30 protein-coding genes and 3 pseudogenes are annotated in these 23488 nt (G+C 42.4%); 21 read left to right on the forward strand and 12 right to left on the reverse strand.

The genetic code is table 11. From position 1 onward, the window contains the following. Positions 1-143: 143 nt before the first annotated feature. The 15 genes from MKP07_RS34280 to MKP07_RS34350 all read left to right on the forward strand — a co-directional run bounded on the left by MKP07_RS34280 (position 144) and on the right by MKP07_RS34350 (position 10570). Complete coding sequence (locus tag MKP07_RS34280) at positions 144-359, forward strand: hypothetical protein (protein WP_240852530.1); 216 nt, start codon at positions 144-146, stop codon at positions 357-359. After that, on the forward strand, positions 326-829 hold the full coding sequence (locus MKP07_RS34285; RefSeq protein WP_262920134.1) for a C1 family peptidase: 504 nt from the start codon (positions 326-328) through the stop codon (positions 827-829). The genes MKP07_RS34280 and MKP07_RS34285 overlap by 34 nt, the downstream gene beginning before the upstream one ends. Before the next feature lie 38 nt (positions 830-867). Then, positions 868-1728, forward strand: coding sequence for a C1 family peptidase (locus MKP07_RS40495; protein ID WP_317236205.1), 861 nt, complete (start codon positions 868-870; stop codon positions 1726-1728). Between the two features lie 188 nt (positions 1729-1916). Then, on the forward strand, positions 1917-2345 hold the full coding sequence (locus tag MKP07_RS34295; RefSeq protein WP_240852531.1) for a heavy metal translocating P-type ATPase metal-binding domain-containing protein: 429 nt from the start codon (positions 1917-1919) through the stop codon (positions 2343-2345). Positions 2346-2362: 17 nt separating this feature from the next. Then, on the forward strand, positions 2363-3985 hold the full coding sequence (locus MKP07_RS34300) for a heavy metal translocating P-type ATPase (protein ID WP_240852772.1): 1623 nt from the start codon (positions 2363-2365) through the stop codon (positions 3983-3985). A gap of 44 nt (positions 3986-4029) precedes the next feature. Further along, positions 4030-4314 (forward strand): hypothetical protein, encoded by a 285-nt coding sequence (locus MKP07_RS34305; protein WP_240852532.1) that lies wholly within the window; start codon positions 4030-4032, stop codon positions 4312-4314. Positions 4315-4389: 75 nt separating this feature from the next. Beyond that, entirely contained in the window at positions 4390-4545 is a 156-nt protein-coding gene (gene ccoS / locus MKP07_RS34310; protein WP_240852533.1) for a cbb3-type cytochrome oxidase assembly protein CcoS, read from the forward strand. A 9-nt stretch (positions 4546-4554) separates the two neighbouring features. Beyond that, entirely contained in the window at positions 4555-6678 is a 2124-nt protein-coding gene (gene ccoN / locus MKP07_RS34315; RefSeq protein WP_240852534.1) for a cytochrome-c oxidase, cbb3-type subunit I, read from the forward strand. Positions 6679-6738: 60 nt separating this feature from the next. Then, the gene (locus MKP07_RS34320) at positions 6739-6903 is read left to right on the forward strand and encodes a cbb3-type cytochrome c oxidase subunit 3 (protein WP_240852535.1); all 165 of its coding nucleotides are present in this window, start codon (positions 6739-6741) and stop codon (positions 6901-6903) included. 11 nt (positions 6904-6914) lie between these two features. Further along, positions 6915-8081 (forward strand): cbb3-type cytochrome c oxidase N-terminal domain-containing protein, encoded by a 1167-nt coding sequence (locus MKP07_RS34325; protein WP_240852536.1) that lies wholly within the window; start codon positions 6915-6917, stop codon positions 8079-8081. Between the two features lie 13 nt (positions 8082-8094). Continuing rightward, positions 8095-8541, forward strand: a complete 447-nt coding sequence (locus MKP07_RS34330) for a 4Fe-4S binding protein (protein WP_240852537.1) — start codon at positions 8095-8097, stop codon at positions 8539-8541. 121 nt (positions 8542-8662) lie between these two features. Further along, a complete protein-coding gene (locus MKP07_RS40500) occupies positions 8663-8887 on the forward strand; it encodes a 4Fe-4S dicluster domain-containing protein (protein WP_262920136.1) in 225 nt (74 codons plus the stop codon). Between the two features lie 8 nt (positions 8888-8895). Next, positions 8896-9513 (forward strand): 4Fe-4S dicluster domain-containing protein, encoded by a 618-nt coding sequence (locus tag MKP07_RS40505; protein ID WP_262920137.1) that lies wholly within the window; start codon positions 8896-8898, stop codon positions 9511-9513. 16 nt (positions 9514-9529) lie between these two features. Beyond that, complete coding sequence (locus MKP07_RS34345; RefSeq protein ID WP_240852538.1) at positions 9530-9967, forward strand: FixH family protein; 438 nt, start codon at positions 9530-9532, stop codon at positions 9965-9967. Continuing rightward, the gene (locus tag MKP07_RS34350; RefSeq protein ID WP_240852539.1) at positions 9968-10570 is read left to right on the forward strand and encodes a sulfite exporter TauE/SafE family protein; all 603 of its coding nucleotides are present in this window, start codon (positions 9968-9970) and stop codon (positions 10568-10570) included. Between the two features lie 297 nt (positions 10571-10867). Here the strand turns inward: MKP07_RS34350 and MKP07_RS34355 are convergent, their stop codons facing one another. The 7 genes and pseudogenes from MKP07_RS34355 to MKP07_RS34390 all read right to left on the reverse strand — a co-directional run bounded on the left by MKP07_RS34355 (position 10868) and on the right by MKP07_RS34390 (position 15850). After that, positions 10868-11242 carry a hypothetical protein gene (locus tag MKP07_RS34355; protein WP_240852540.1) on the reverse strand — a complete coding sequence of 125 codons (375 nt, stop codon included), beginning with the start codon at positions 11240-11242 and terminating at the stop codon, positions 10868-10870. 223 nt (positions 11243-11465) lie between these two features. After that, positions 11466-11902: pseudogene (locus MKP07_RS34360) on the reverse strand (SufE family protein). 40 nt (positions 11903-11942) lie between these two features. Then, positions 11943-12236: a hypothetical protein gene (locus tag MKP07_RS34365; RefSeq protein WP_240852542.1), complete on the reverse strand. Its 294-nt coding sequence runs from the start codon at positions 12234-12236 to the stop codon at positions 11943-11945. Further along, positions 12233-14220: pseudogene (locus MKP07_RS34370) on the reverse strand (cation:proton antiporter). Before MKP07_RS34370 ends, MKP07_RS34365 begins: the two are co-directional and overlap by 4 nt. Positions 14221-14378: 158 nt before the next feature. Then, positions 14379-14972, reverse strand: a complete 594-nt coding sequence (locus MKP07_RS34380; RefSeq protein ID WP_240852545.1) for a LytR/AlgR family response regulator transcription factor — start codon at positions 14970-14972, stop codon at positions 14379-14381. Positions 14973-15062: 90 nt separating this feature from the next. Then, on the reverse strand, positions 15063-15383 hold the full coding sequence (locus MKP07_RS34385; protein WP_240852546.1) for a LytS family sensor histidine kinase: 321 nt from the start codon (positions 15381-15383) through the stop codon (positions 15063-15065). A gap of 125 nt (positions 15384-15508) precedes the next feature. Then, on the reverse strand, positions 15509-15850 hold the full coding sequence (locus MKP07_RS34390) for a histidine kinase (RefSeq protein ID WP_240852547.1): 342 nt from the start codon (positions 15848-15850) through the stop codon (positions 15509-15511). 129 nt (positions 15851-15979) lie between these two features. On the opposite strand from MKP07_RS34390, the gene MKP07_RS34395 reads away from it, so the two are divergent. Next, positions 15980-17200: a trans-sulfuration enzyme family protein gene (locus tag MKP07_RS34395; RefSeq protein WP_240852548.1), complete on the forward strand. Its 1221-nt coding sequence runs from the start codon at positions 15980-15982 to the stop codon at positions 17198-17200. A gap of 48 nt (positions 17201-17248) precedes the next feature. Here MKP07_RS34395 and MKP07_RS34400 read toward each other — a convergent pair whose 3' ends face one another. After that, positions 17249-17449 (reverse strand): hypothetical protein, encoded by a 201-nt coding sequence (locus MKP07_RS34400; protein WP_240852549.1) that lies wholly within the window; start codon positions 17447-17449, stop codon positions 17249-17251. 10 nt (positions 17450-17459) lie between these two features. Next, positions 17460-18158 carry an SPFH domain-containing protein gene (locus tag MKP07_RS34405; protein WP_240852550.1) on the reverse strand — a complete coding sequence of 233 codons (699 nt, stop codon included), beginning with the start codon at positions 18156-18158 and terminating at the stop codon, positions 17460-17462. 400 nt (positions 18159-18558) lie between these two features. Here MKP07_RS34405 and MKP07_RS34410 point away from each other — a divergent pair, with 400 nt between their 5' ends. The 5 genes from MKP07_RS34410 (at position 18559) to tssD (ending at position 21120) form a co-directional block, all read left to right on the forward strand. Continuing rightward, positions 18559-18951, forward strand: a complete 393-nt coding sequence (locus tag MKP07_RS34410) for a SpoIIAA family protein (protein WP_240852551.1) — start codon at positions 18559-18561, stop codon at positions 18949-18951. Positions 18952-19296: 345 nt separating this feature from the next. Further along, positions 19297-19710 (forward strand): hypothetical protein, encoded by a 414-nt coding sequence (locus MKP07_RS34415; RefSeq protein WP_240852552.1) that lies wholly within the window; start codon positions 19297-19299, stop codon positions 19708-19710. A 6-nt stretch (positions 19711-19716) separates the two neighbouring features. After that, the gene (locus MKP07_RS34420; protein ID WP_240852553.1) at positions 19717-19863 is read left to right on the forward strand and encodes a hypothetical protein; all 147 of its coding nucleotides are present in this window, start codon (positions 19717-19719) and stop codon (positions 19861-19863) included. Then, positions 19851-20549: a sterol desaturase family protein gene (locus MKP07_RS34425; protein WP_240852554.1), complete on the forward strand. Its 699-nt coding sequence runs from the start codon at positions 19851-19853 to the stop codon at positions 20547-20549. The genes MKP07_RS34420 and MKP07_RS34425 overlap by 13 nt, the downstream gene beginning before the upstream one ends. A 67-nt stretch (positions 20550-20616) precedes the next feature. Beyond that, complete coding sequence (gene tssD / locus MKP07_RS34430) at positions 20617-21120, forward strand: type VI secretion system tube protein TssD (protein ID WP_240852555.1); 504 nt, start codon at positions 20617-20619, stop codon at positions 21118-21120. On the opposite strand, the pseudogene MKP07_RS34440 reads toward tssD, so the two are convergent. The 3 genes and pseudogenes from MKP07_RS34440 to MKP07_RS34450 all read right to left on the reverse strand — a co-directional run bounded on the left by MKP07_RS34440 (position 21117) and on the right by MKP07_RS34450 (position 23488). Further along, positions 21117-22117: pseudogene (locus tag MKP07_RS34440) on the reverse strand (GSCFA domain-containing protein). The gene tssD and the pseudogene MKP07_RS34440 sit on opposite strands and share 4 nt — an antisense overlap. A gap of 38 nt (positions 22118-22155) precedes the next feature. Continuing rightward, positions 22156-22953, reverse strand: a complete 798-nt coding sequence (gene rlmB, locus MKP07_RS34445; RefSeq protein WP_240852558.1) for a 23S rRNA (guanosine(2251)-2'-O)-methyltransferase RlmB — start codon at positions 22951-22953, stop codon at positions 22156-22158. Between the two features lie 46 nt (positions 22954-22999). Further along, entirely contained in the window at positions 23000-23488 is a 489-nt protein-coding gene (locus tag MKP07_RS34450; protein WP_240852559.1) for a DUF4112 domain-containing protein, read from the reverse strand.

Here is a 23488-nt window from a genome sequence, read left to right on the forward strand (position 1 = left end):
CAAAGATAAGCATTGTGAAACAGGATCAGTGGCTTTTTAGAAAGATAATACGGTCTTAGAGCGGATAAACCTGGCATACATATATTTTATTGGAGATATGAACCGATGTATATAATCAACTATTTTTATTAAAAATTTAGATCATGCCTATAAGAATGACTGATGACCAGAACGGACAGGATAATGATTACAACAATGACCGGGGGAGGGGGCTCAGGATCTGGTGGCGGTGGCGGTCTTTTGCCCTTCTCCCCTTGCTGCTTAGTTTGTTCAGGGGTAAGAAGATCATATTTCTGCTAGTAATAGGCGCCGCACTGTGGTTTTTATGGGCCGCGGTAGTGGCAGCTGTAGCAATCTGAACATTGGAGACGTAGCACAGCAATTATTTTCACAAAGCGGCTACAGTTATAATCCCAATGAATTTAACAAAGCGTCTATTTACGAGGGCCTGGAAGACAATAACAGCAAAAATCCTTTGCCTGAAGCGGTATCCCTGCTTCGTTTTGCTCCCCGCCGGGGCGACCAGGGAGAACAGGGCAGCTGTGTGGCCTGGAGTAGCGCTTATGCCGCTCAAACCATTTTAACTGCTGCGGCAACCGGTAAAGACCCCAACTCCATCGTCTTTAGCCCCTCCTATTTATACAACCAGATACGCCTGGGAGACGACTGCCAGGGTTCTTATATACAACGCGCCATGCAAGCCATGAAGGCCAATGGAGGTGTAGCCCTGAGCCAATACCCCTATAGTGACCAGGACTGTAGCCGCACCCCAGATGGAGGTGCGATACAGGCAGGTAAACAAAACCTGATCCATGGCTCACCAGGCTGACGGAGGGAGACAATTTGAACCAAATAAGTGTTCGGGCTGTGAAAGAGCACCTTTCGAAAGACGCTCCCGTAGTTATTGGCATGATGGTAGGACAAAGTTTTATGCAGGGTATGATGGGCAAAGAATTGTGGCAGCCCCAGGGAGCCGATCAGTCGCAGGTTGGGCTGGGTGGTCATGCCATGTGCGTTATAGGCTACGACGACAATAAATATGGAGGTGCTTTCCAGATCATGAACAGCTGGTCGCCTCAATGGGGTAATAATGGCAATGCCTGGGTGCGTTACGGGGATTTTAAGGAATATGTAAGGGAAGCTTATGGCATTGACCCGCTACCTAAATCATCGGCTGTTGCGTCTCTACCCCTGGAATGCAATATTGGCCTGGTTGACAATACCACCAGGCAATATATTAAGCTAAAATCTACCGGTAATAACTCCTTTCAAACTGCCACTCCCATAGCTATTGGCACCCGTTTTAAAATGGAGGTGAAGAATTCTACAGAATGCTATATTTATATCTTCGGACAGGAAACGAATGGCAGCAGCTATGTACTATTTCCTTACTTAAAACCAGGAGAAACTGTATCCAAACATGCGCCTTACTGTGGCATCACCGGCTACCGACTGTTCCCCAAATCTCAATCCCTTGAGGCGGACAACGTAGGTAACCGTGATTACATGGCTATAGTTACCAGTAAAAAAGAATTAAACTATAACCTCGTAAACGAGGCCATTAACAACAGCACCCAGAGCAATTTCGCAGCCAAAGTAAATGAAGCATTAAAAAGCTCCCTCGTATCATCCGGACAGACAGCTACGGCCGACGGAAGGATTTATTTTAAAGCGAATGCCAATGCCAACCAGGCTGTGGCTACAATCGTTGCATTTGATAAAAAATAAGTTTTTATAATCTCATCCTTAACACTGAGTTTGAAACGGGTAGGCATGGCTTACCCGTTTTATTTTAATCCTATAGTTCGTTTAAAAAACAGTAACCCTTATTGACAACAATCATTTATGAGCATGATCAGGGTCAGCGCTCAACAGATGCTTAGTGCCTTGCTTTGCCATTCATATAAAGTCAACCCTTGAGCAATACAACAGTACAGATCGCAACCACCTGCTACCATTGCGGCGATGCCTGCAACGACAATCATCATAAAATAGGTAACAAAGCTTTTTGTTGCGCCGGATGTAAGCTGGTGTATGAAATTCTCCATGAAAACGATCTTTGCACCTATTACGATCTCAATGTTCATCCCGGGAACCAGCAACTACAACAAAAAAGAAAGAACAAATTCGCCTATCTTGACAAAAAAGAAATCATTGGCCAGCTGTTTTCTTTTTCTGACGGAGAACAATCTCATATTACGTTTTCTGTACCACAAATACATTGCAGCAGCTGTCTTTGGCTTTTAGAACACCTCGATCAACTTCAACCAGGCATTTTATCTGCGAGGGTCAACTTTGTAAAAAAGAAGTTTTTGTTGTTTTCAACAATCGCAAAACATCTTTAAGAGAAGTAGTGGAAACCATGACTGCTGTTGGATACGAGCCCTATCTAAGCCTGAGTGCTACCCAATCAGGACGTAAAGATGCTTACTCGCGAATTACGCAAATAAGTATTGCCGGATTTTGTTTTGCCAATATTATGATGCTGAGCCTTCCCGAATACTTTTCCGTAACCAATTACCTCCAGGAAAAAACAGGAACCGCATTCCGTTACATTGCCTTATTGCTTTCACTCCCTGTTTTTTTTTATTGCTCCAGGGAGTTTTTTAACAATGCCCTCGGCTCTGTCAAAACAAGGCATTTAAACATCGACAGCTCCATTGCACTCGCGATCCTGCTTACTTTTACCAGGAGCCTCTATAATCTTTTTGTACTGGATGGCAATACCTATTTTGACAGCATGAGCGGCATCGTTTTCTTTATGCTGGTGGGTAGATGGGCACAGGATCGCACCCAGCAATCGCTGATTTTCGACAGAGACTATAAATCCTTCTTCCCTATTGCAGTTAACGTAAAACGAAACAGTAGTATTGAGCCGGTAATGATCCATGAGCTGAAGGAAAAAGATATTATAGAGATTTTTGACCAGGAGATTATACCTGCGGATGCAATTTTAGCCAAAGGCAAAGCGCTGATCGACTACAGCTTTGTTACCGGCGAAAGTCTTCCGAAACAGATCGACCCTGGTTCAATCATATATGCCGGAGGCAAACAATTGGGAGAACGTATAGAACTGATGGTATTAAAGAAATCTGACCAGGGCTACCTTACCAATCTCTGGAACAAAGACGGGAAAAGCGACTCGGCGGCGAGCCTTCATCTGCACAGGATCAGCAACTACTTTACCCTGGTTGTTTTTGCGCTAACCTTTATCAGCGCTGCATTCTGGTTGACCCAGGGCTCTTATACGACTATGTGGAATGCATTGACCACTACTTTAATTGTGGCCTGCCCCTGTGCATTACTCCTGGCTTCTACTTTTACCAATGGCAACGTAATGCGTGTTTTAAGCAGGTCAGGCCTGTTTCTTAAAAATTCCGATGTGATCACCGACCTCGCGGATATTACGCACGTTGTATTGGATAAAACGGGCACCATCACTCTTAATAAAAATTCCCGGGTAACCTATAAAGGGAAAATACTGACAGAAGAAGAGAAAAAGCTGATCGCCTCTCTTGCACGACACTCTACCCACCCTTTAAGCAAAGCTGTATATGATCATTTACATATAAAGTCAACCTATTCTGCAGATAGCTTTACCAACGTTCCGGGAAAAGGGATTGAAGGCTGGATCAATGACCGGCATGTCAAAATAGGTAGCAAGGCCTTTGTTCAAGCCGGCGCTCCCGATGATGAAGCCTTCAGCACCAGTGCGGCTTTTACATGGATAGACGGTGTTGCCGGAGGTGTATTTGAGCTGGAAAACATGTATCGTCCTGGCCTTGCCGGCTTGTTAAAAGAACTGAATAAAAGGTTCTCTGTCTCTATTCTCAGCGGAGATAATAACGCGGAACGAGCCCGGCTACAGGCAATGACCGGAGGCAGCAGGCAGATCTACTTTAATCAGTCGCCGGAAGACAAATACAATTATGTTACCGCCTTACAAGCCAACGGTGAAAAGGTATTGATGGCGGCGACGGTTTAAATGATGCAGGGGCACTCAGGAAAAGCGAGGTAGGCATTGCGGTAATGGAAGACAATAATTCGTTCACACCAGCTTCTGATGCTATCATTAACGGAACCGCTTTAACAAATTTAAATAGCTTACTGACTTTTGCCACAAAGGCTAAACGAATCATCATTGTCAGTTTTATTATATCCATTTTTTACAACATCATTGGTCTTTACTTCGCTTTACAAGGTCTTTTAGCACCTGTGATTGCCGCTATCCTGATGCCCGCCAGTACGATCAGCATCATTCTAATAACATTTATCCTATCGGAATGGTATGGCCGAAAATTACCACGCGCATAAAATGACTTATATCATACTCCTGTCTGTTTGATATCAAGTTTCTCCCGCATTGTTAAAGTGACCTTCGTGTGACAAATGAGCATCATTGTTATTACAGCTATTGCAAGTTTATTAATTGCCGGCGTTTTCCTGGCAGCGTTGATATGGAGCATTAAGGATGGTCAGTATGAAGATGACTACGCTCCTCCCAACCGTATACTATTTGATGAAAACAATACAAAAAACAAATAACCAAAGCACATGGAGTTAGAAAAATTTAGCTACGACAACAAAATTCCTAAAATGTTTGCCATCGCCACCGTTACCTGGGGTGTGGTGGGCATGCTGGCCGGGGTACTGGCTGCTTTTCAACTGGCCTTTCCTGCTTTAAATTTCAGTTTAGAATTTACCACTTTTGGCCGCGTTCGCCCGGTACATACCAACGCAGTTATTTTCGCTTTTGTGGGTAATGCCATTTTCACTGCGGTGTACTATTCTATGCCCAGGTTGCTGAAAGCACCCATGTGGAGCAATGCCCTCAGCAAAATTCACTTCTGGGGCTGGCAATTGATCATAGTAGCAGCGGCAGTTACACTGCTTGCAGGTTTCACCACATCAAAAGAATATGCAGAACTGGAGTGGCCCATAGACATTGCCATTACCCTGATATGGGTGGTATTTGGCATCAACATGATGGGTACGATCCTTACCCGCAGGGAAAGGCACTTATATGTAGCCATTTGGTTTTACCTGGGCTCATGGATTACTGTTGCATTATTACATATTGTCAACTCATTTGAAATGCCGGTTTCAGGCCTCAAAAGCTATTCCTGGTATGCTGGTGTACAAGATGCGCTGGTACAATGGTGGTACGGGCATAATGCCGTAGCTTTTTTTCTTACCACACCGTTCCTGGGCATGATGTATTACTTTTTGCCGAAAGCCGCTAACCGCCCTATTTACTCCTACCGGTTAAGTATTGTGCACTTCTGGAGTCTTATTTTCATTTATATATGGGCGGGCCCTCACCACTTATTATATACCGCTTTGCCCGAGTGGGCCCAGTCTTTAGGCACAGCGCTTTCTATCATGCTTTTACTGCCCAGCTGGGGTGGTATGTTGAACGGGTTATTTACTCTGAGAGGAGCCTGGGATAAAGTACGTGAAGATCCTGTTTTAAAATTTATTGTAGTAGCAGTGATCTGTTATGGTATGGCTACGTTTGAAGGGCCTATGCTGTCGTTAAAAAATGTAAATGCTATTTCACATTATAGCGACTGGACCGTTGCACACGTTCATATAGGAGCTTTAGGCTGGAACGGGTTCTTAACTTTTGGTATGATGTACTGGCTGATACCTAAAATGTTTAATACTACCCTATTCTCCAGGAAACTCGCAGGGACACACTTTCTGATCGGCACCCTGGGTATCATTCTATATGCAGTTCCCATGTACTGGGCAGCTTTCAGGAGTTATTTTATGATGAGTGCTTTTACCCCCGAAGGTCAGCTACAGTACCAGTTTATTGATGTAGTACAGCAAATGGTTCCATTTTATGCCTTGCGTGCTATTGGTGGCACTATCTATCTTATAGGTGTTTTCCTGATGGTGTACAACCTGATCAAAACAGCCAGGAAAGGGAAATTTGTAGCAAGTGAGGAAGCCAGCGCTGCGCCTTTGACAAAAAATTATAAAGCTCCAGCCAAAGCACACTGGCATTCTAAAATAGAACGCAGGCCCGTTATGCTTTTAGTATTAAGCTTAATAGTGGTAGCAATCGGCGGGATGGTAGAAATGGTGCCCACCTTCCTGGTAAAAGAAAATGTACCTACCATTAGCAGCGTTAAGCCTTATACACCACTTGAATTGCACGGACGTGATATTTACATTCAGGAAGGTTGTAACAACTGTCACACTCAAATGATCAGGCCCTTCCGTCATGAAGTAGCTCGTTATGGCGAATACTCCAAGGCAGGTGAATTTGTATACGACCATCCGCATCTCTGGGGCAGCAAACGCACCGGGCCCGACCTGGCACGTATTGGAAGTAAGTATCCAGACAGCTGGCATGTTAACCACATGCTGGATCCGACGTCCATGGCACCCGGATCTGTAATGCCTCCTTATCCGTGGCTATTTGAAAAAACCATCAATATAGGCGCTACCAATTCAAAAATACACGCTATGCGTAAGCTGGGTGTACCATACCAGGAAGGTTACGAAGCCGATGCCATAAACGATCTGAAAAAACAGGCAGAAGAAATTACTAAACGACTGGAAAAAGAAAAGATCAAAATCATGAGCGACAAACAGATTGTTGCCCTGATAGCCTACCTGCAAAGACTTGGCACTGACATCAAAAGCGAAGCGCCGTCAACTAAATAACATCAGGAATGCGGTACGGACCTACCCAAGCCGCACTCCTTTTATAAAAAATTATAGAAAATGAAATTCATTAACTATCTCGAAAAAATAAGCGGTGTCAGCATTTACCCAATCATTTCATTGTTGCTATTCACTACCGTTTTTGTACTGGTTATCATTTACGCCATGAGAGCCAGCCGTGATACAATAGCAGAAATGGAAAATATACCTCTTGACGATCAATAAAAGTAACTGCGATGAAAAAATTACAAACAACAAAAACCATTACGTTATTTATAGTTCTTTTGCTTACAGGAACAATGCCATTGCCGGCCCAGGAGAATACCGGGGCTACTACTCCACCCTCTTTTACACTGGACGCTAATGCTGTTTTAATATTTGCTATTGCCCTGCTGGCAATGGTGATAGGTGTTCTGGGCTATACGCTAAGGGCCGCACTCGATCTGTACAAGAAAAGAAAAAGCAACAAAAACACCACCGGGCAGATCACCAAATCCTTATTGGTAGGCTTATTATCATTAGGCGCATTGCAGGCTTTTGGCCAGGAGGGCGGCGAAGTTGCAGCGCCTGTAACCGGCGTTTTCTCCGATGCCCATATTTTTCGCTACCTGTTATTAGGTATCGTAGGCCTGGAATTGATCACCATATTTGCATTAGTTTATTGGATCCGCTTTTTCACGGGTATAGAAGATCTGCAAAGAGAAAAAACGGTCGAACGAAAAACAAAACTAAAAGATGCTTCCTCCTGGTGGAGCCGTGTTAATAAGCTCAAACCTATGGACGAAGAAGCCTCTCTTGACGTAGGGCATAGTTATGATGGCATTAAAGAGCTGGACAATGTAACACCACCCTGGTTTACCATTGCGTTTATTGCATCTATCATTTTCGGTATCGGATACCTCTGGCATTATCATGTTTCTAAGGCAGGACCCGGCCAATATGAGGAATATGAAATTGCCATAACGAAAGCAAATCTTGAAAAGCAGGCGTACATGAAATTGAAAGGCGATGCCATCAACGAAAACACCGTTACCATGCTGGATGCAACAGGAATTGAAGCAGGAAGAGCGCTATATACAAGCAACTGTTCTGCCTGTCATGGTAGCGATGGCCAGGGTGGTGTGGGACCTAATTTAACTGATGACTTTTGGTTGCACGGCGGCAGTATTGGAGACGTTTTTAAAACGATCAGACTAGGAGTTGTGGAAAAAGGAATGATGAGTTGGAAGGACGTATTTTCTGCCGACCAGATTGCGCAACTGGCCAGCTATATTAAATCTACACATGGCAGCAAACCGGCAGGCGCCAAAGAGCCTCAGGGTGAGCTTTATAAAGAAACACAGAAGGCGGACTCCACATCTGCAAAAGCAACAACAGGCAGTACTCAAACGGCAAAACTATAAGCCGTCTTAAAAAATGGAAACAGGAATAGATGATATTGGCCCGCAAAAAGTAAGCGATAGTTTTCGCGACAGGCACAGTAATGTTACTGATAAAGGAAAACGTAAATGGATTTATGCGTTACAACCAAAAGGCCAATTATATAAATACCGCAATTATCTTTCCTTTTTATACCTGGGCTTATTCTTTGCACTTCCGTTCATTAAAATAAGCGGTTTACCTGCAATACAATTAAATTTTACTGAAGCTAAGTTTATTCTATTTGGCAAAATTTTCTGGCCCGATGACTTCTTTATATTCGCGATAGCGATGATTGCATTTATTGTTTTCATTGCACTGTTTACCGTTATATACGGTAGGGTATTTTGCGGCTGGATGTGCCCGCAAACAATTTTTATGGAATTCGTATTCCGCAAAATTGAATGGTGGATAGAAGGCCCTCCGAACAAGCAAAAAAATTAAATGATGGTTCCTGGGGAAAGAAAAGCTCTTAAAAAAGACGCTTAAGCACTTCATTTTTCTTTTCATTTCTTTTTTAATTGCGCACACATTTCTTTCCTACATACTTGGTGTAAAAGAAGTATTGAACCTGATCGAACATCCGATCTCTGAGAACGCGGGGCTATTTGCGGGTCTCCTGTTTTTCACCGGGTTGTTTTATTTTGTTTTTGCCCTTGTCAGAGATATTGTTTGTACTACTATTTGTCCCTATGGGAGATTGCAAAGCGTGCTCTTTGATAAAGACACCATGCAGGTATCTTACGATTACAACCGTGGTGAGCCCAGGGGAAAGATCAAAAAGGCATAGACCAGCAGTTGGGTGATTGTATCGACTGTAAACTATGCGTAAATGTATGCCCTACCGGCATTGATATACGAAATGGCGTACAAATGGAATGTGTTGGTTGTACCGCCTGCATTGATGCCTGCAATTCGGTAATGGATAAAATTAATCGCCCTTTAGGATTGATACGCATGGCTTCAGAGAACCAGATCTCTAAAAAGCAACCCTTCAGAATTAATGGGAAGATCAGATTTTATTCGGTGCTGTTACTGGCTTTGGTAGGGTTAATGTCTTTTTTATTACTGTCCAGGAAAAGCATTGACACTTCTATATCCAGAGTAAAAGGACAGCTATACCAGGAGGTGGGGAAAGACTCTCTTTCTAATTTGTTCCAGGCAAAGATCATTAATAAAACTCATAGTGATGTGCAGTATGAACTAAGAGTAGAAGGAGACATTCCGGGTACTGTTAAAATGATCGATACCAAACATCACACTTTAAAAGCGGAAAGTTTAAGTAACGCAACGTTTTTTATAGCAGTGCCCTTAGATAAAGTCAAGGCCAGGTCATCCAAAATAAGAATTAGTGTATATGGCAACGGGCAAAAGATACAGACCATTACATCTACCTTCCTGGGACCTTTTATTTAACAAAAAACTTAAAAATATGAGTTGGGGAAACAGAATTATTATCATCCTTGTTGTATTCGTTGCAGGGATCATATCCATGGTATATATCTCCATGCGTCAGACCAACGAAGTAGTTGACACCAATTATTACGAGCGGGAAATGAAATATCAGCAGGTAATTGACGGGAAGAAAAACCTTCAGGCCCTGAACGATTCGGTTACCTTAGAAAATGACGGTGCCGCAATAAGAATTTCTTTCCCATCTGCATCTGTAACACTGCTGGATTCAGGATCCATACAGTTCATGAAATTATCTGACGCTAAAGACGACAAAACAATACCCATGAGCGGTGCTAAAACAGATCTTTACCAGGTGCCTTTAAGCTACCTCAAAAAAGGTTGGTACAAAGTTCGTATCGACTGGAGCAACGAAGGCCGCGTCTATTATCACGAGCAAAATTTCAATATTCGGTAAATGCTGGAAGCTATTATAATGGGTTTAACTATGGGACTGGCCGGCAGTGTACACTGCATAGGCATGTGCGGCCCTTTAGCCCTGGCATTGCCGCTCAATAGCACCACAGGCTTAAAACGTTTCCTGTCTGCACTGGCTTACAATACCGGCCGCACCGTTACTTATTTTTCAATGGGTGCAATACTGGGCTGGACCGGGTCGCGCCTGGTTGCAATAGGCTACCAGCAACTATTTTCTATTGCCATGGGAGCACTGATACTGCTAATACTTTTATTGGGTAAATACCTGCCTTCTATAAAGATCCTGTCTGCATTTCAGGTAAGTTTCAAAAAATATGTTGCCCGGTTTTTAAACAGAAAGCCCTCAATACAGGGTTTATTTATTTTCGGGCTGCTTAACGGCCTTTTACCCTGTGGGCTGGTTTATATGGCCATCGCATCGGCATTGATCATTGGCGGACCACTGCAATCCGGGATATTTATGGCAGCTTTTGGCCTGGGCACTATTCCATTAATGCTGATCCTGATGATCACAGGGCACCTGGTTTCATTTTCTTTAAGGTCAACGATGAAAAAGCCTTACCTTATTTCATCGGCATCGTAGCAGTTCTGATGATCTTACGCGGACTAAACCTGGGTATCCCTTATATAAGCCCGGCTTTTAGCGCCGCGCCACTGGGTACCAGTCATTGCTCGCCTTCTCATTAAAGCATACTAATCCTTGCTGATACGATGAAGCCGCTTCCCAAAAGAAGCGGCTTCAATTTAATTAATAGCGTTTATGATTTATCTTTTTCAAAATTATAAACTATATAAACAGTTTTCCCTTCAAACTGGATCGGGCTTCTGGCGATAAAAGAATTTTCAGCAAAAGAAGTAACCTCCAAGGAGTATCCTTCCTCTACATGTTTGGAATCGCTCTTTTTACGCCATCCATTTTTTTGAAATTAAATAGTGTAGTACCACCGCTTACACGCTGAGACCAGATGATCTTCCTTTCTCCGCCCGGACAGTCAGCACCGCCATTGATGGTGTAAGAGCCATAGCCATTGTTAGGAAGCACCCATTCGCTGCCTTCAAAGCATTTTAAAGCTGCATCATCGAAAGCGGTAATATTTATTTTACCGTCAGCACCTTCCAATCTCGCAGAGCTGATGGTCCAATTACCTTTAAAGTCCTTTCTCGGCGCTACCGGCGCATTTTTGCTGGAAGAGCAGGATATCAGGAAAATAGAAGTGGCTACAAGGAGGACTGTCAGGTTTTTAGTAATACTCATATATATCATTTTAAATATAAAAATGCAATTGCGATGCCAAATTTAGTTTTTTGACGATATATAGAGTGCAAGGGTTGTAAATATTATATATATTTTTTTATACACCAACATATACGTGGCATTATTACCCTGCATTACAGCTGATTTAACCCGTAAGCGCAACTTAGGCTTAAAGGGACAGATAAAGCCAGCCAACGAATTTACATTGAAAAGCTGTTACATCTTACGCGCCTAAACTCTTCAGCTTGTATCCGGCAGCTACGGCTCTGATCCGTTGTAAAACAGATGAAACATCATTTCTTCTTTCAGCTGATAAATTACTATGAAGGCTGATTTCATTGGTAAAATACACATCGGAATTAATGATCTCCTGGGGTGTTCTTCCGGAGAAAACCCTGATGTACAACGCCAGTATCCCCTGATGATCTTACTATCGCTATCGCCATAATAATACACTTTTCCATCCAGGTATTCAGCATCGAGCCAGATACGGGATTTAGTAAGCCTGATCAACTTTTCATTTGTTCTTTCAATAACATTCAGAGCAGGTTTTGCGCCCATTTCAGCGAAATGACGAAGATATTTGAACTTGCTTTTAACCTGGTCGACCATTAATTCAAATTCTTCTATGATCGTATCCTGTACTTTGTTTAAATCCATAATGAAAGTTTTTAAATGTTAACAGAATAAATACTATTTATTATTCGGGCTTATCCGAAATTACCAATGTGGATGGTATATCGGATAGCCAGTCGCTTTTTGATTCTATCAATGCGCTCCAGCTGTTAAGACTGATGAGCATGAGGTTACGTCCTTTCAGGTTTTCCGGCGTAATAACCGCGGCACTATTCAGGGCAATATGATTCGGCGCCTTTTGTTCTATAGACCGGATCCGTTCTCTTGCTGCATCATTTCTTTTTAAAATATCCGACGTATCTGCAATGGTTACCTGGGCTCCGGTATTATGAATCAGCTTTTGGGCATAATCCGTCAAAAAACATCCTGCTCTTCTAAGATAGGAATAAATACCTGGTCAAAATCTGAATATCCTTTATCCACCAAAATACCCACCGGAACCTGTGATTTAGAAACAATCTGGCGGGTATGTTCATCAAACGGTGAGCTCTCAAAAATATTCTCCCTGCCGGTAACCGTATTCAATAGCTTTTCGGGATTCATGATCCTTGTTGTAAAGCCCAGCAACCTTCCCAACAGGCTTCCTTCATATATCGACTCCTGAAGACTAATCAGCAACAGATCATAATTTCCTTTATTAGCTGCTGCGATAATTTCATTATCCTGATCAGTAGACTCTTTAAAAACCGTCTCCAGCTTTCGATTCAGGTTAACGGACTCTTCTACTACGGGGCGAAACACTTCCTTTTCATATTCTTCCACATCATAGAAATGCAATTTGTTTGATGGAGAAAAGTGTATGGCTGTAAGCGATGCATTACCATTCATTTTACTCGTAAAAGCATTCGCTAATTTTAGTAAGCCCAGGCCTGTTTTAGGTTGATCAAAAGAGAGTAATATTTTATACTTACTCATCTCCTTTAATTCCTGTGCCGATGCCTGTGGTTTTGTTTTAAACGCCCAATTAATCAGATCGAGTGCCGGCCCGGTCATAAAAGTGGTTACCAGGGCCATCAATACCATCATGGAAAACACTTGTGGAGTAAGAACCCCCAGGTCGTATCCAATATTTAATACCACGAGCTCCATTAACCCCCTGGTATTCATGAGCGCTCCTATCGAAAGGCTGTCTTTCCAGTTCTGGCCAACAAACCTGGCGGCCAGCGCGCTACCTAAAAATTTACCGGCAACCGCTATAACGATGATCAATGCCGTGAGCTTCCATAGTGCCGGATCACTCAATAAGCCTATTTGCGTTCTTAAGCCGGTAAATACAAAGAACAACGGCAGTAATACAATCAGGGCTACATCTTCTACCTTCTCAATAAAAAGATTACGAAATTTAATATTATCGGGCATAATAGCCCCGGCCATGAAAGCACCGAACAGTGCATGAATACCTATTACTTCTGCTGCATAAGCGGAAACAATCAGGGTTAGAAAGAATATCGTAACAATAGGTTTGGTCAGCGCCTGCTTTGAAGTATAAATGTTGCCGATACGAAGCAAAAACGGGCGTACTACTTTGATCATTACGGTTACGTAAGCAAGCGCCAGCCCTATCGTATAAAGAGAACTGGTAAACGAGCCTGCTTTTACAATGGCAATAACAGCGGCCAGTATACACCAGGCGGTTATATCATCTGCAGCGGCACAAGTGATCACTATCGCTCCCAGCTTTGTTTTGGTAATCCCCGTTCCTGTACAATTCTTGCCAATACGGGAAAAGCTGTAATACTCATTGCAATACCCATAAACAGGCCGAATGAAAGAAACTGTACACCCTCCGGTGCAAAAGACTCATATATGAAATAGGCCAATCCTATGCCTAATGCGAAAGGCACAATAATACTGGCATGGCTGATCACTACTGCATCATGCGTTTGCTTTTTCAGCATCTTCAAATCCAGCTCCATTCCAACAATAAACATAAACAGGATCAGGCCTATCTGGCTCAGAAACTGCAGGTTACCCAATGATTGTTTGGGGAATAAAATATTGGAAAACTCAGGCAGGTACATTCCCAGCAAAGAAGGTCCGAGTAAGATACCGGCAATCATTTCTCCCATTACAGTTGGCTGGCCAATTTTTCTGCAAATCCATCCAAAAAGTTTAGCTACCAGGATAATAGTAATAATCTGCCCTAACAAAAGTGCCAGTGGATGCTGCAGGTTGGTAGAAAATGAATCTAAAAAATCGCCCCACTGTCCTTTGAAAGAATTGGGCTTTACCACTTGTCGCCCATCTTCCAGCTTGCCTCCCATTATTACTACCCAGTAAATAAGTAAAGAGAACCCACCAATGGTAAAAATATAGAAGATTGTATTTTTGAATTTGCCCATCTTAAATAGCGTGTGCGGTTTAAAATTCTCCCCGGGAAAGAGCCACTACCCACATCTTTTATCCGGTTACGAAAGTGCAGAGTATCTGAAAATAAAAAAAGGAAAAATGTAACTAAAATGCGAAAAATGTAATGAAAAGGTAAAAAACTGTAATGAACTCAAAGATTGACTCGTTGAATAAACTCTTTGCGATAAGTCTCGCTTAACACCACTTTTAAAAAAGCGCCTGAAGCCTCAGTAATTTTGGTTGTAATTTCATCGGATAGAAAAGTTTGCACCGTCTTCAGCGCAATCATTTCTTTTTTATTGACGCGTACAAAATCTTCTTTTGGCAGCAGTTCCTGTAACTTTTCAAAAGATATATTTTTAAGCGTCAGGTAACTATGATCTGCCAGCAAAGCTGTTTTATCCCTGCTATCCACCTCTGATGTTTTTATGTAGAGTAGCTGATCGAAATAGATCAATGCTTTTCCTTTTTCCGTATTGAGCTGCACAAAACGAGGTCCCTGGCTTTTACTCTCCAACCGGTACTTCACTTTATCTACAGCCTGTTGCAACCGTTCTTTTTTAACCGGTTTTCTCACGTAATCGATAGCGTCCAGATCAAAGGCTTCGGCGGCATATTCTTTATACGCCGTAGTAAAAACAACCGGTTTTCCCTTTAAAAGGGATGCTACCTGCAGGCCATTCATTTCGGGCATTTCTATATCCAATATACAAAAGTCAAATTCCAGCTCCGGCAATTCCTTCAAAAAAGTAAAGGATTATTAAAAGCTTTGACTACTTCCAGATCGGGTAATTGCTCACAAAGCATTTTCAGGTAAGTAAGTCCCGGAATTTCGTCATCGAGCAGTAAGCATCTGAGCCTTGTGTTCAAAGAGATTAATTTTTAAATGTGCAATATAAACGTCTCCCTCAATAAATTTCTCCAGCTTAAAATGATTCTTGTAGATGATGCGCAGGCGGTTCTCCAGGGTAGTCACGCCTATTCCGCTCTTCTCCTTTTCGATCGGTTTTTTAGAAGAGATCTTATTAGAAACCGTCAGGTAAAAATGATCATCCCTGAATTCGAAAATGATGGAAATAAAAGCATCGGAACTTTGCAGGTCGGCATGCTTAAATGCATTTTCTATCAGGTCGATAGAAATTAACGGGGCCAGCATTCTTTGTTTATACAAGGGTTCTGACTCGTTAATCTTTGTTTTAACATTCAACTCAAATAGCGGACTAACTTTTATCTTATTAATTTCGATAAGGCTTAAAGCGAATTCTATTTCTTCTTTGGGTGTTACCAGTTTTTTCTGCTCTCATATAAAATATAATCCAGCACATTACCCAGCTTATCAAGAGCAAAGTAAGTTTGATACGCGTGTGACTGTATGGAGTTCAGAATATTCTTAAATAAATGAGGATTCAGCCTTGATTCTAAGGTTTCGAGTTGTAAAGAATTTACCTGGTTTTCCACCTGTTGAAAGCGCGCTTCCATATCTTTCTTTTGTTTGTCGGACCGCGAAAGCTTTACCAGCAGATAGGTAATTATACCAACAAGTATTGCAACAATTACTGCTGCTAACCAAACGATATAAGGTGATTGACTATTAAACATTGAATTGGAGAACGCGATAGCCAAAGGTATTTGTTTTGGCGCTAAGTCCGCCTAAAGCGAAAATAATTCGTATCAGAAAATGCAGACAATTGCCGGTAAACCAACAATTATGTTCTTACTTAGCAGGTATTAACCGCTCAACTTATATTTATTATGACCCATAAAAATATTAATGGATTGGCTACCGCTGCTATTCACGCATGCAGTGCAGTAATGCCGGAGCATGCTCACGCGATGCCCATCTTTGCAACTTCTTCTTTTACATTCGACAATGCAGCTCAGGGCATGGCGCGTTTCTCTGGCGAAGAAAAGGGATATACTTATTCGAGATTTGGGAATCCCACAACAGATGCAGCCGCGAAACTGATTGCAGACCTGGAAGCCTTTGGTATAACCGACGAAAAAGGGAACACCATTGAAGCATGGGGCCTATTGACAGCTTCCGGACAGGCAGCAATGGCTACCATGATCATGTCCCATATATCAGCTGGTGACACTATCCTATCGGGCCCTTCTTTATACGGAGGTACGCACGAATTCTTTCATAGTATTTTACCCCGGTTTGGAGTTGGTTATATTGCTCTGGATTTGAATGATACTGTATTATTGGAAGCTACTTTACAGCAAAAAGCTTCCATTAAAATCATTCACCTGGAATCGCCGGCCAATCCCGGTATGCAATGCATCGATATTGCAGCGGTGAGCCGGTTGGCGAAGAAGTTTGATGTACTGGTGACGGTAGACAATACTTTCGCAACGCCTTATCTCCAACAGCCTTTTAAATTGGGCACCGATCTTATTTTCCATTCTACCACAAAATTTCTAAACGGCCATGGAAATGCTATTGGCGGTGTGATTATAGGTAAAGATCAGCAAAGCCTGCAAAAAGTATATCACACCTATAAGCTACTGGGCGTAAATGCTAATCCATTTGATGCTTTTTTGCTACTACAAGGCATAAAAACCCTGGCTACACGTATGGACAGGCATTGCAGCAATGCTGCAGTGGCAGCCCGGTTCCTTCAGCAACATCCTGCTGTTTCAAAAGTAAATTATAACGGACTGGAAACACATCCGGATTATGAACTATCCAAATCTCAAATGCGGCACGCGGGAGCGGTTCTTAGTTTTGAATTAAAGGATGGATTTGAAGGAGCGATACGATTTATCGATAAGCTGAATATTTTTGTGAGGGCAGTATCACTGGGCACTACCGATAGGCTGGTGTCTCATCCGGCATCCATGTCCCACGCAGGAGTAGCCAGGGAACAGAGGCTAAAAGCAGGCATTACTGACGGGCTCATCAGAATGAGTGTAGGACTAGAAGATATAACCGACCTTATTGCAGACCTGGAACAAGCGCTTTCAACCTAAAGCCCGTTATAATCCTTGTTGCCTCAATAACAAGGATCACAAAATCGGTCAATTCTTTTCCTTTCCCTTAGGTTTGACTTTATCGCCTGACTTAGCCCCAGGCCTGCCTCTCCCCGATTTCGAAATCGCCTCATGCAGCAGGTATTCTATCTGCCCGTTCACACTTCTGAATTCGTCGGCGGCCCATTTTTCGAGTGCCTGAAAAGTGTCGGGATTAATTCTTAATATAAAACTCTTTTTATCGTTCAAAACATGTATTCTAGTGATGCAGAGTGCCTGCGTTTAAAATGGGTTGGGCTGCTTTTTCCCCGCACAATACCACCATTAAATTACTCACCATAGCAGCTTTGCGCTCATCATCTAACTCAACAATATTTTCTGCAGATAGTTTTTTCAATGCAAGGTCTACCATACCTACAGCACCTTCTACAATTTTTGTACGGGCCGCAACAATAGCCGTCGCCTGCTGACGTTGCAGCATTGCCCCGGCAATCTCAGAAGCATAGGCCAGGTGACTGATACGTGCTTCCTGTACAATAATGCCGGCCCGTGCCAGCCTGTCGGTTAATTCCTGCTCCAGTATCTGGTTTACTTTTTCACCACCTTCCCTTAATGTAATACCAGCATACTCATCTTCCAGGTTATCGTAAGGAAAGCTTACCGCGAGATGCCTTATTGCCGCTTCGCTCTGGGTATTTACATAGTCAACATAGCTTGCCACATCATAGGCCGCTTTATAGGTATCACCAACCTGCCATACCACCACGGCGCCGATCTCAATCGGGTTTCCCATCTTGTCATTTACCTTTAAAGTTTGTCCCTGCATATTCTGAGAACGTAAACTTAATTTATGCGTGCCATACAAAGGATTAATAAAGAATAAGCCATTTTCTTTAACAGATCCTACATACTTGCCAAAAAAAGTAAGCACTCTTGAGTGGTTAGGCTGAATGATCATCAACCCTTTTATAAAAAAACGAATAGCAAAAAACATAGTACGCCCAACACTACACCGGCAACAGTACGCTCAGATTGAAAAAGATAAAGAAAACACCCAACCCTAAAATAGCAAAGGATATGATCAGCGCCAAAAATCCTGACATTGGTTTTACGATTCTTTCCATATAAATTATTTGATATTAAAATGATATCATAAAGATATATAAAAACATAAATGCTCCCTAATTAATTTCAGCATATCCCAAAAAGGTTGAATAAGCGGCTGTCTATTATCTGAATTATTTTTTACAGGTGGATATCAACAGGTTAAACCCAGCTTATACCGGTTTAGTAAGGCGTCTCTGGTTTTCGGTACGACTTTGGTTAACCTATACTACATAGGCCTCTAAAAACCCCCTATGATTACAGAAATAAAAAACATATCAGATACCATTGTAGCATTTAAAGCAAGCGGCACTATTAGCGGGCATGACTTTGAAACAAGCCTTGTACCGGCAATACAACAATACAAAAGACAGCACAAGGAACTTAACTACATGCTGGTACTGGAGCACGATCTTAGCAGCTTCTCTATCAACTGGTGGATCAAAAGCTTATGGCTGGCTATCAGAGACTGGAGCAGCTGGCAACGTTGCGCTATTATCAGTGACCTGGATGGATTGAAAAACTTCACCAATGAAACCTGCAAAGACATACCGGGAGAACTACGCATATACCCTCACGAGCAAATAGATGACGCCATAAGATGGCTACAGGACGACGCCTCTCAGGAGAATGATTCAACCACATAGATCTATAAAAAGCCCGGCGGATCGCCGGACTTTATTTAAAAGGTTAACATGATCGGTTTTTTATAGATCAACTTTTTATATTCATTCCGAAATTTCCTAACCCGCTATTTTTCAAAACAGGTCACCCTATTTTTGAAATCATCAACCACGATCGCTCATCATTCCTGCAATAGCTATAATTACCAAAGCCATGCCAAAGCAGTAATAACTGTGTTAACCAATAATTATTCAGCTTAAGATACTCAGGAATTAACAATGCTATAATTAATACTTTTTCCCGTCTTTTATTTAACTTAGATAGCGCATATAAACTTATAATTTTTTTTGCCAACTCAATTGCTTACCATGACACGAATAAAAATTTTAAAAGGATTAGCACTTACATCATCTACTTTACTCGTTATTGTATTTTTGTGTTATAGGGCAGGCCTTTTTCCAGATATCGTAAACCCCGACAGTTCTTTACAAACCAGTCCCAACGGAAGCAGCATTCAATCAAATAGCATCAGGAGCCAGGCAAAGCACAGGGACAGTGTACCTGACAGACGAATGCTCTCATCCTCCAAATCTATGATCCTGGCCGAACCTAAAAAAACGCCTCCTATTGATCTATGGAAACAAAAATTAAAACCTAAAGTGTTGCTTACAGAACAACAAATCATGAGCAGTTCAAAATCCGGCATCATTGTTAAGCCCAAAACAGAGGAATACAACTACAAAAGTTATAAGAAGAATACAGACACCCTTATTCATAAATAAAAGACAATGGATTTTTTAAACCTCATCTTTGGCACTGCGGTAAGCCTGCTATTTCTTTGCCTGGTATTTATTCCACTGGAAAAAGCCTTTCCAGCCAGGCAAGGTCAAAAAACATTCAGGAAGGGCTGGCTAACAGACTTATGCTATTTTTAGGGCAGTATCTTTTATGGAGCGGCGTGGTGCTATGGGTGCTTCAATATTTTAGTTTCTGGCTTGACGGAGTTATTCCTCACACTTTCAGAGAAACGATCCGGCAACAACCAATATGGCTACAGGCTGTTGAGGTTTTATTTTTGAGCGACCTGCTTATTTACTGGGGTCACCGGCTTCAGCATAAAGTAGACTTTCTCTGGCGGTTTCATAAAGTACATCATAGCGCCGAAGAGCTCGACTGGCTGGCAGCACACAGAGAGCACCCCATTGACAGTATTTACACCATCGGCCTGATCAACCTGCCCGCTTTTATTTTTGGGTTTGAGCTGGAAGCTTTGGCGCTTATTGTGGCATTCAGAGGCATCTGGGCTATTTACATACACTCCAACGTAAGACTCCCTATCGGAAAATTAAAGATGCTGATAGGCGCTCCCGAATTGCACCATTGGCATCACGACAAAGAAAGAGACCGGGGTAATTATGCTAATATTTCACCTTTGATGGACCTGTTATTTGGCACTTATGTTTGCCCTCCGCATGAACCTGACAGTTTCGGGCTCAAAGAGCAATTTCCGGGAAGCTATGCGGGTCAACTCCTTCAGCCACTGGCTCCAGGGAAAATATCAAAAAAAGCAACCAATACCAACCAAAGTGACATAGCGTGCACATCATCCAAGTTAAGCTAACCGTCGCCTGTTTAGGGTATAGATTGTAATTTTTAATGCAATTAACTTAGCATTAAAATCTAAACCAATGGCATTAAATGCATACCTGAAAATTACCGGAAGCAAACAAGGTAATATTAAGGGCAGTACTATTCAAAAAGGAAAAGAAGGATTGATTGAGGTGATTGCCTTTGACCATGAGATACTATCGCCGCGTGATGCAGCCACCGGGCAGGCTACCGGCAGGCGTCAACACAAACCACTGGTTATTACCAAAGAGCTCGACAAAAGCACTACAGCATTGTTACAAGCCCTCATTCAAAATGAAGCGTTAACCTCTTTTGAATTAAAATTTTTCGCGCCCAATAAAATGGGAACAGCAGGGGGACAAGGCGCACAGGTCAATCATTTTACGATCAGACTAAAAAACGCCTCGATTGTCGGCATCAGAACCATTATGCCTAATAACAAAAACCCTGAGCTAAGCAAGTACGCCGAGTATGAGGAATGCTCTTTCGTTTACGAAGAGATAGAATGGTTTTGGACAGACGGAGGTTTAACCGCCAATGATGCTCTCAAATTAAACCGTTAGTGAGTGGCAGAGAAATACTCCGCTTCCTCCTTGAGATCCAGGAAGGCATACTTCTCCATTAATTCTTTTGCCTTTGTATAATGCGTTTTTAAAAATTGTTGATGAGCCTGCGTATTGGGCTGAAAAGCCTTATGCCGCCTGGCAATGGCCACCTGTCTCAACTCTTTCATAATGGGCTTTGAGAAATCGTCGATACAAGCTTCTGTGAATTTCTCCAATACAAATTCAGTAGCCTGGTAATTGGGATGCGCCAGATCTACATCGTAAAAGCGATAATCGCGCAACACATCTATTACCAGCTCATAAGCAGGGAAATAATACACCCCGGGAACTTATCTACCATGTGATGCACTACCTCAATCAGGCGTGCTTTACTACGATTATTCTCAGTAACACCATCCCGCAAATGCCTTACAGGACTTACTGTAAATAGTATTTTAATTTTAGGATTGAAGGTTCTGAGCCGGTGATAAGTATTATCCATAGCCGCGATGATCTCCTCGATACCTAAAAGTTTTTTATAAAACCATTGTCCAGGTGCGCGGTGGCAGTTGGCCACATGCAGATCATAACGCTCCTTCTCCGGATTATTAGAAGACAGGATATAAGAAAACGAAGAGCCTAATGTGATCACTACCCAATCGCAATCCTTTAAAAAATGATGGGCCTTTTCAACGGACTGATTCATCCCCTCCAATGCCTTTTCTTTATCCATATCGGAAAAGCGGGAATGATGATGCCAGGAACTCCAAACCTCATTCAAGTAAAATAAGTCCGATTCAGTATACTTCCTGTTCTCTACATAAGAAACCAGGCTATGTCTTACACTGGCAGGCTCAAACAATATCCCGTGTGGGTTTTGCAACACATTAAACTTATAATCTGCTAAAGCATTGCCAATATGCTCCGTAAAACAAGACCCTATCAACAATATCTTGTTTCCGTAAGCAATAGGCTCCGGCAATTTGGGAATATGTATAGGCGACATAAAATCCATACCATGTGCAGATTTAAGTAAACAACCGGAACCTGTAATTACGCGCTTCTCTGTTTCATTACTTCGTACAGTATCATACCGGTAGCTACTGAAACGTTCAGGCTTTCAAAATTATTTTTCATGGGAATGCTAATGCGCTCGTCGCATATTTTGAGCAGTGCCGGGTAAACTCCTTTCTCTTCACTACCCATTACGATAGCGGCAGGAGCCGAAAAATCGCAATCAGCAATGTTTTTTGATGCGGTCATTTCGCTGGCGAAAACAGTAACACCATTCAAGTGCAGCTCGTCTACCGCCTTCATCAGGCTGTTAACACGGCACACGGGTATTTTTTCCAATGCACCGGCAGAAGTAAGAATAGCGTCATCATTGAGTGCGCCTACACCTTTGTCGGGAATAATGATTGCGTTCACTCCACAGCACCAGGCCGTACGCGCGATGCCGCCGATATTCCTGATATCCGTTATACCGTCCAAAATCAGGAATAAAGGCGTTTGCCCCTGGTCTACCACAAAAGAAATAATATCCTGTAGGTTCTGGTACTGCACTTTTGCAATCTGGGCAATGCAACCACCATGTCCTTCTATATTAAAAGTATTCAGCTTTTGAGCAGGCACATAATTAAGCGGCACAGCCAGTTCGGTGGCCAACTTTCGAAGTACCGACAACTCAGCACCTACCAACTTAACATCCACATAAATCTTATCTAAAGCTTTGCCATGCTGCAAAGCATCGATAATTGCGGCAGCGCCTACAATTAACGAACTTTTTTGGGCCTTTGCGGCGACCTGAAATTTTTCACCCGACAAAGAAACTAAAAAGCCACTACAATTCAATGCAGCCTGTGCATAGATATTTAATCTTTGAGGGGAAATGCCCGCTTTATGACATTATAAGCGCTTCCAACCATTGAAATAGCTTTATCACCAGGAATACCATCAGGGCCAGCACCAGCAGCATAACGACGAGAATGCTGACAATAACAGGCTTCGCGCTTCCTCTGTGCTTACCCTCGGTATAATGCTCAGTCAGCAGTTTGAGGTTACGCGTATTAGCCTTGTAGGAAAAATCAAAAATCCACCCCAAAACGGGAATAGAACCTACCAAAGCATCTAAACTAGCATTACCCAGCATTTTCATGGCTACCCGTCCCGAAGCTCCATGCTGTGCCATGGTGATGATCAAAGCAACGGAAATTATATAGCTGCTCACATCGCCCGCCACAGGAATTAGATTTAATACAGGGTCCAATCCAAATTTAAATCCGCCAACGGAAAATTGCTCATCCATCAAACGGGTTACCCTTTGCACCATTTTAAGGCGGGGATCATTCACCAGTGGCGCTGGTATGTTTTGCCGGAATTTAGACAT

Origin of the sequence: Paraniabella hibiscisoli (assembly GCF_022512515.1) — a bacterium.
Lineage (GTDB): Bacteria > Bacteroidota > Bacteroidia > Chitinophagales > Chitinophagaceae > Niabella > Niabella hibiscisoli.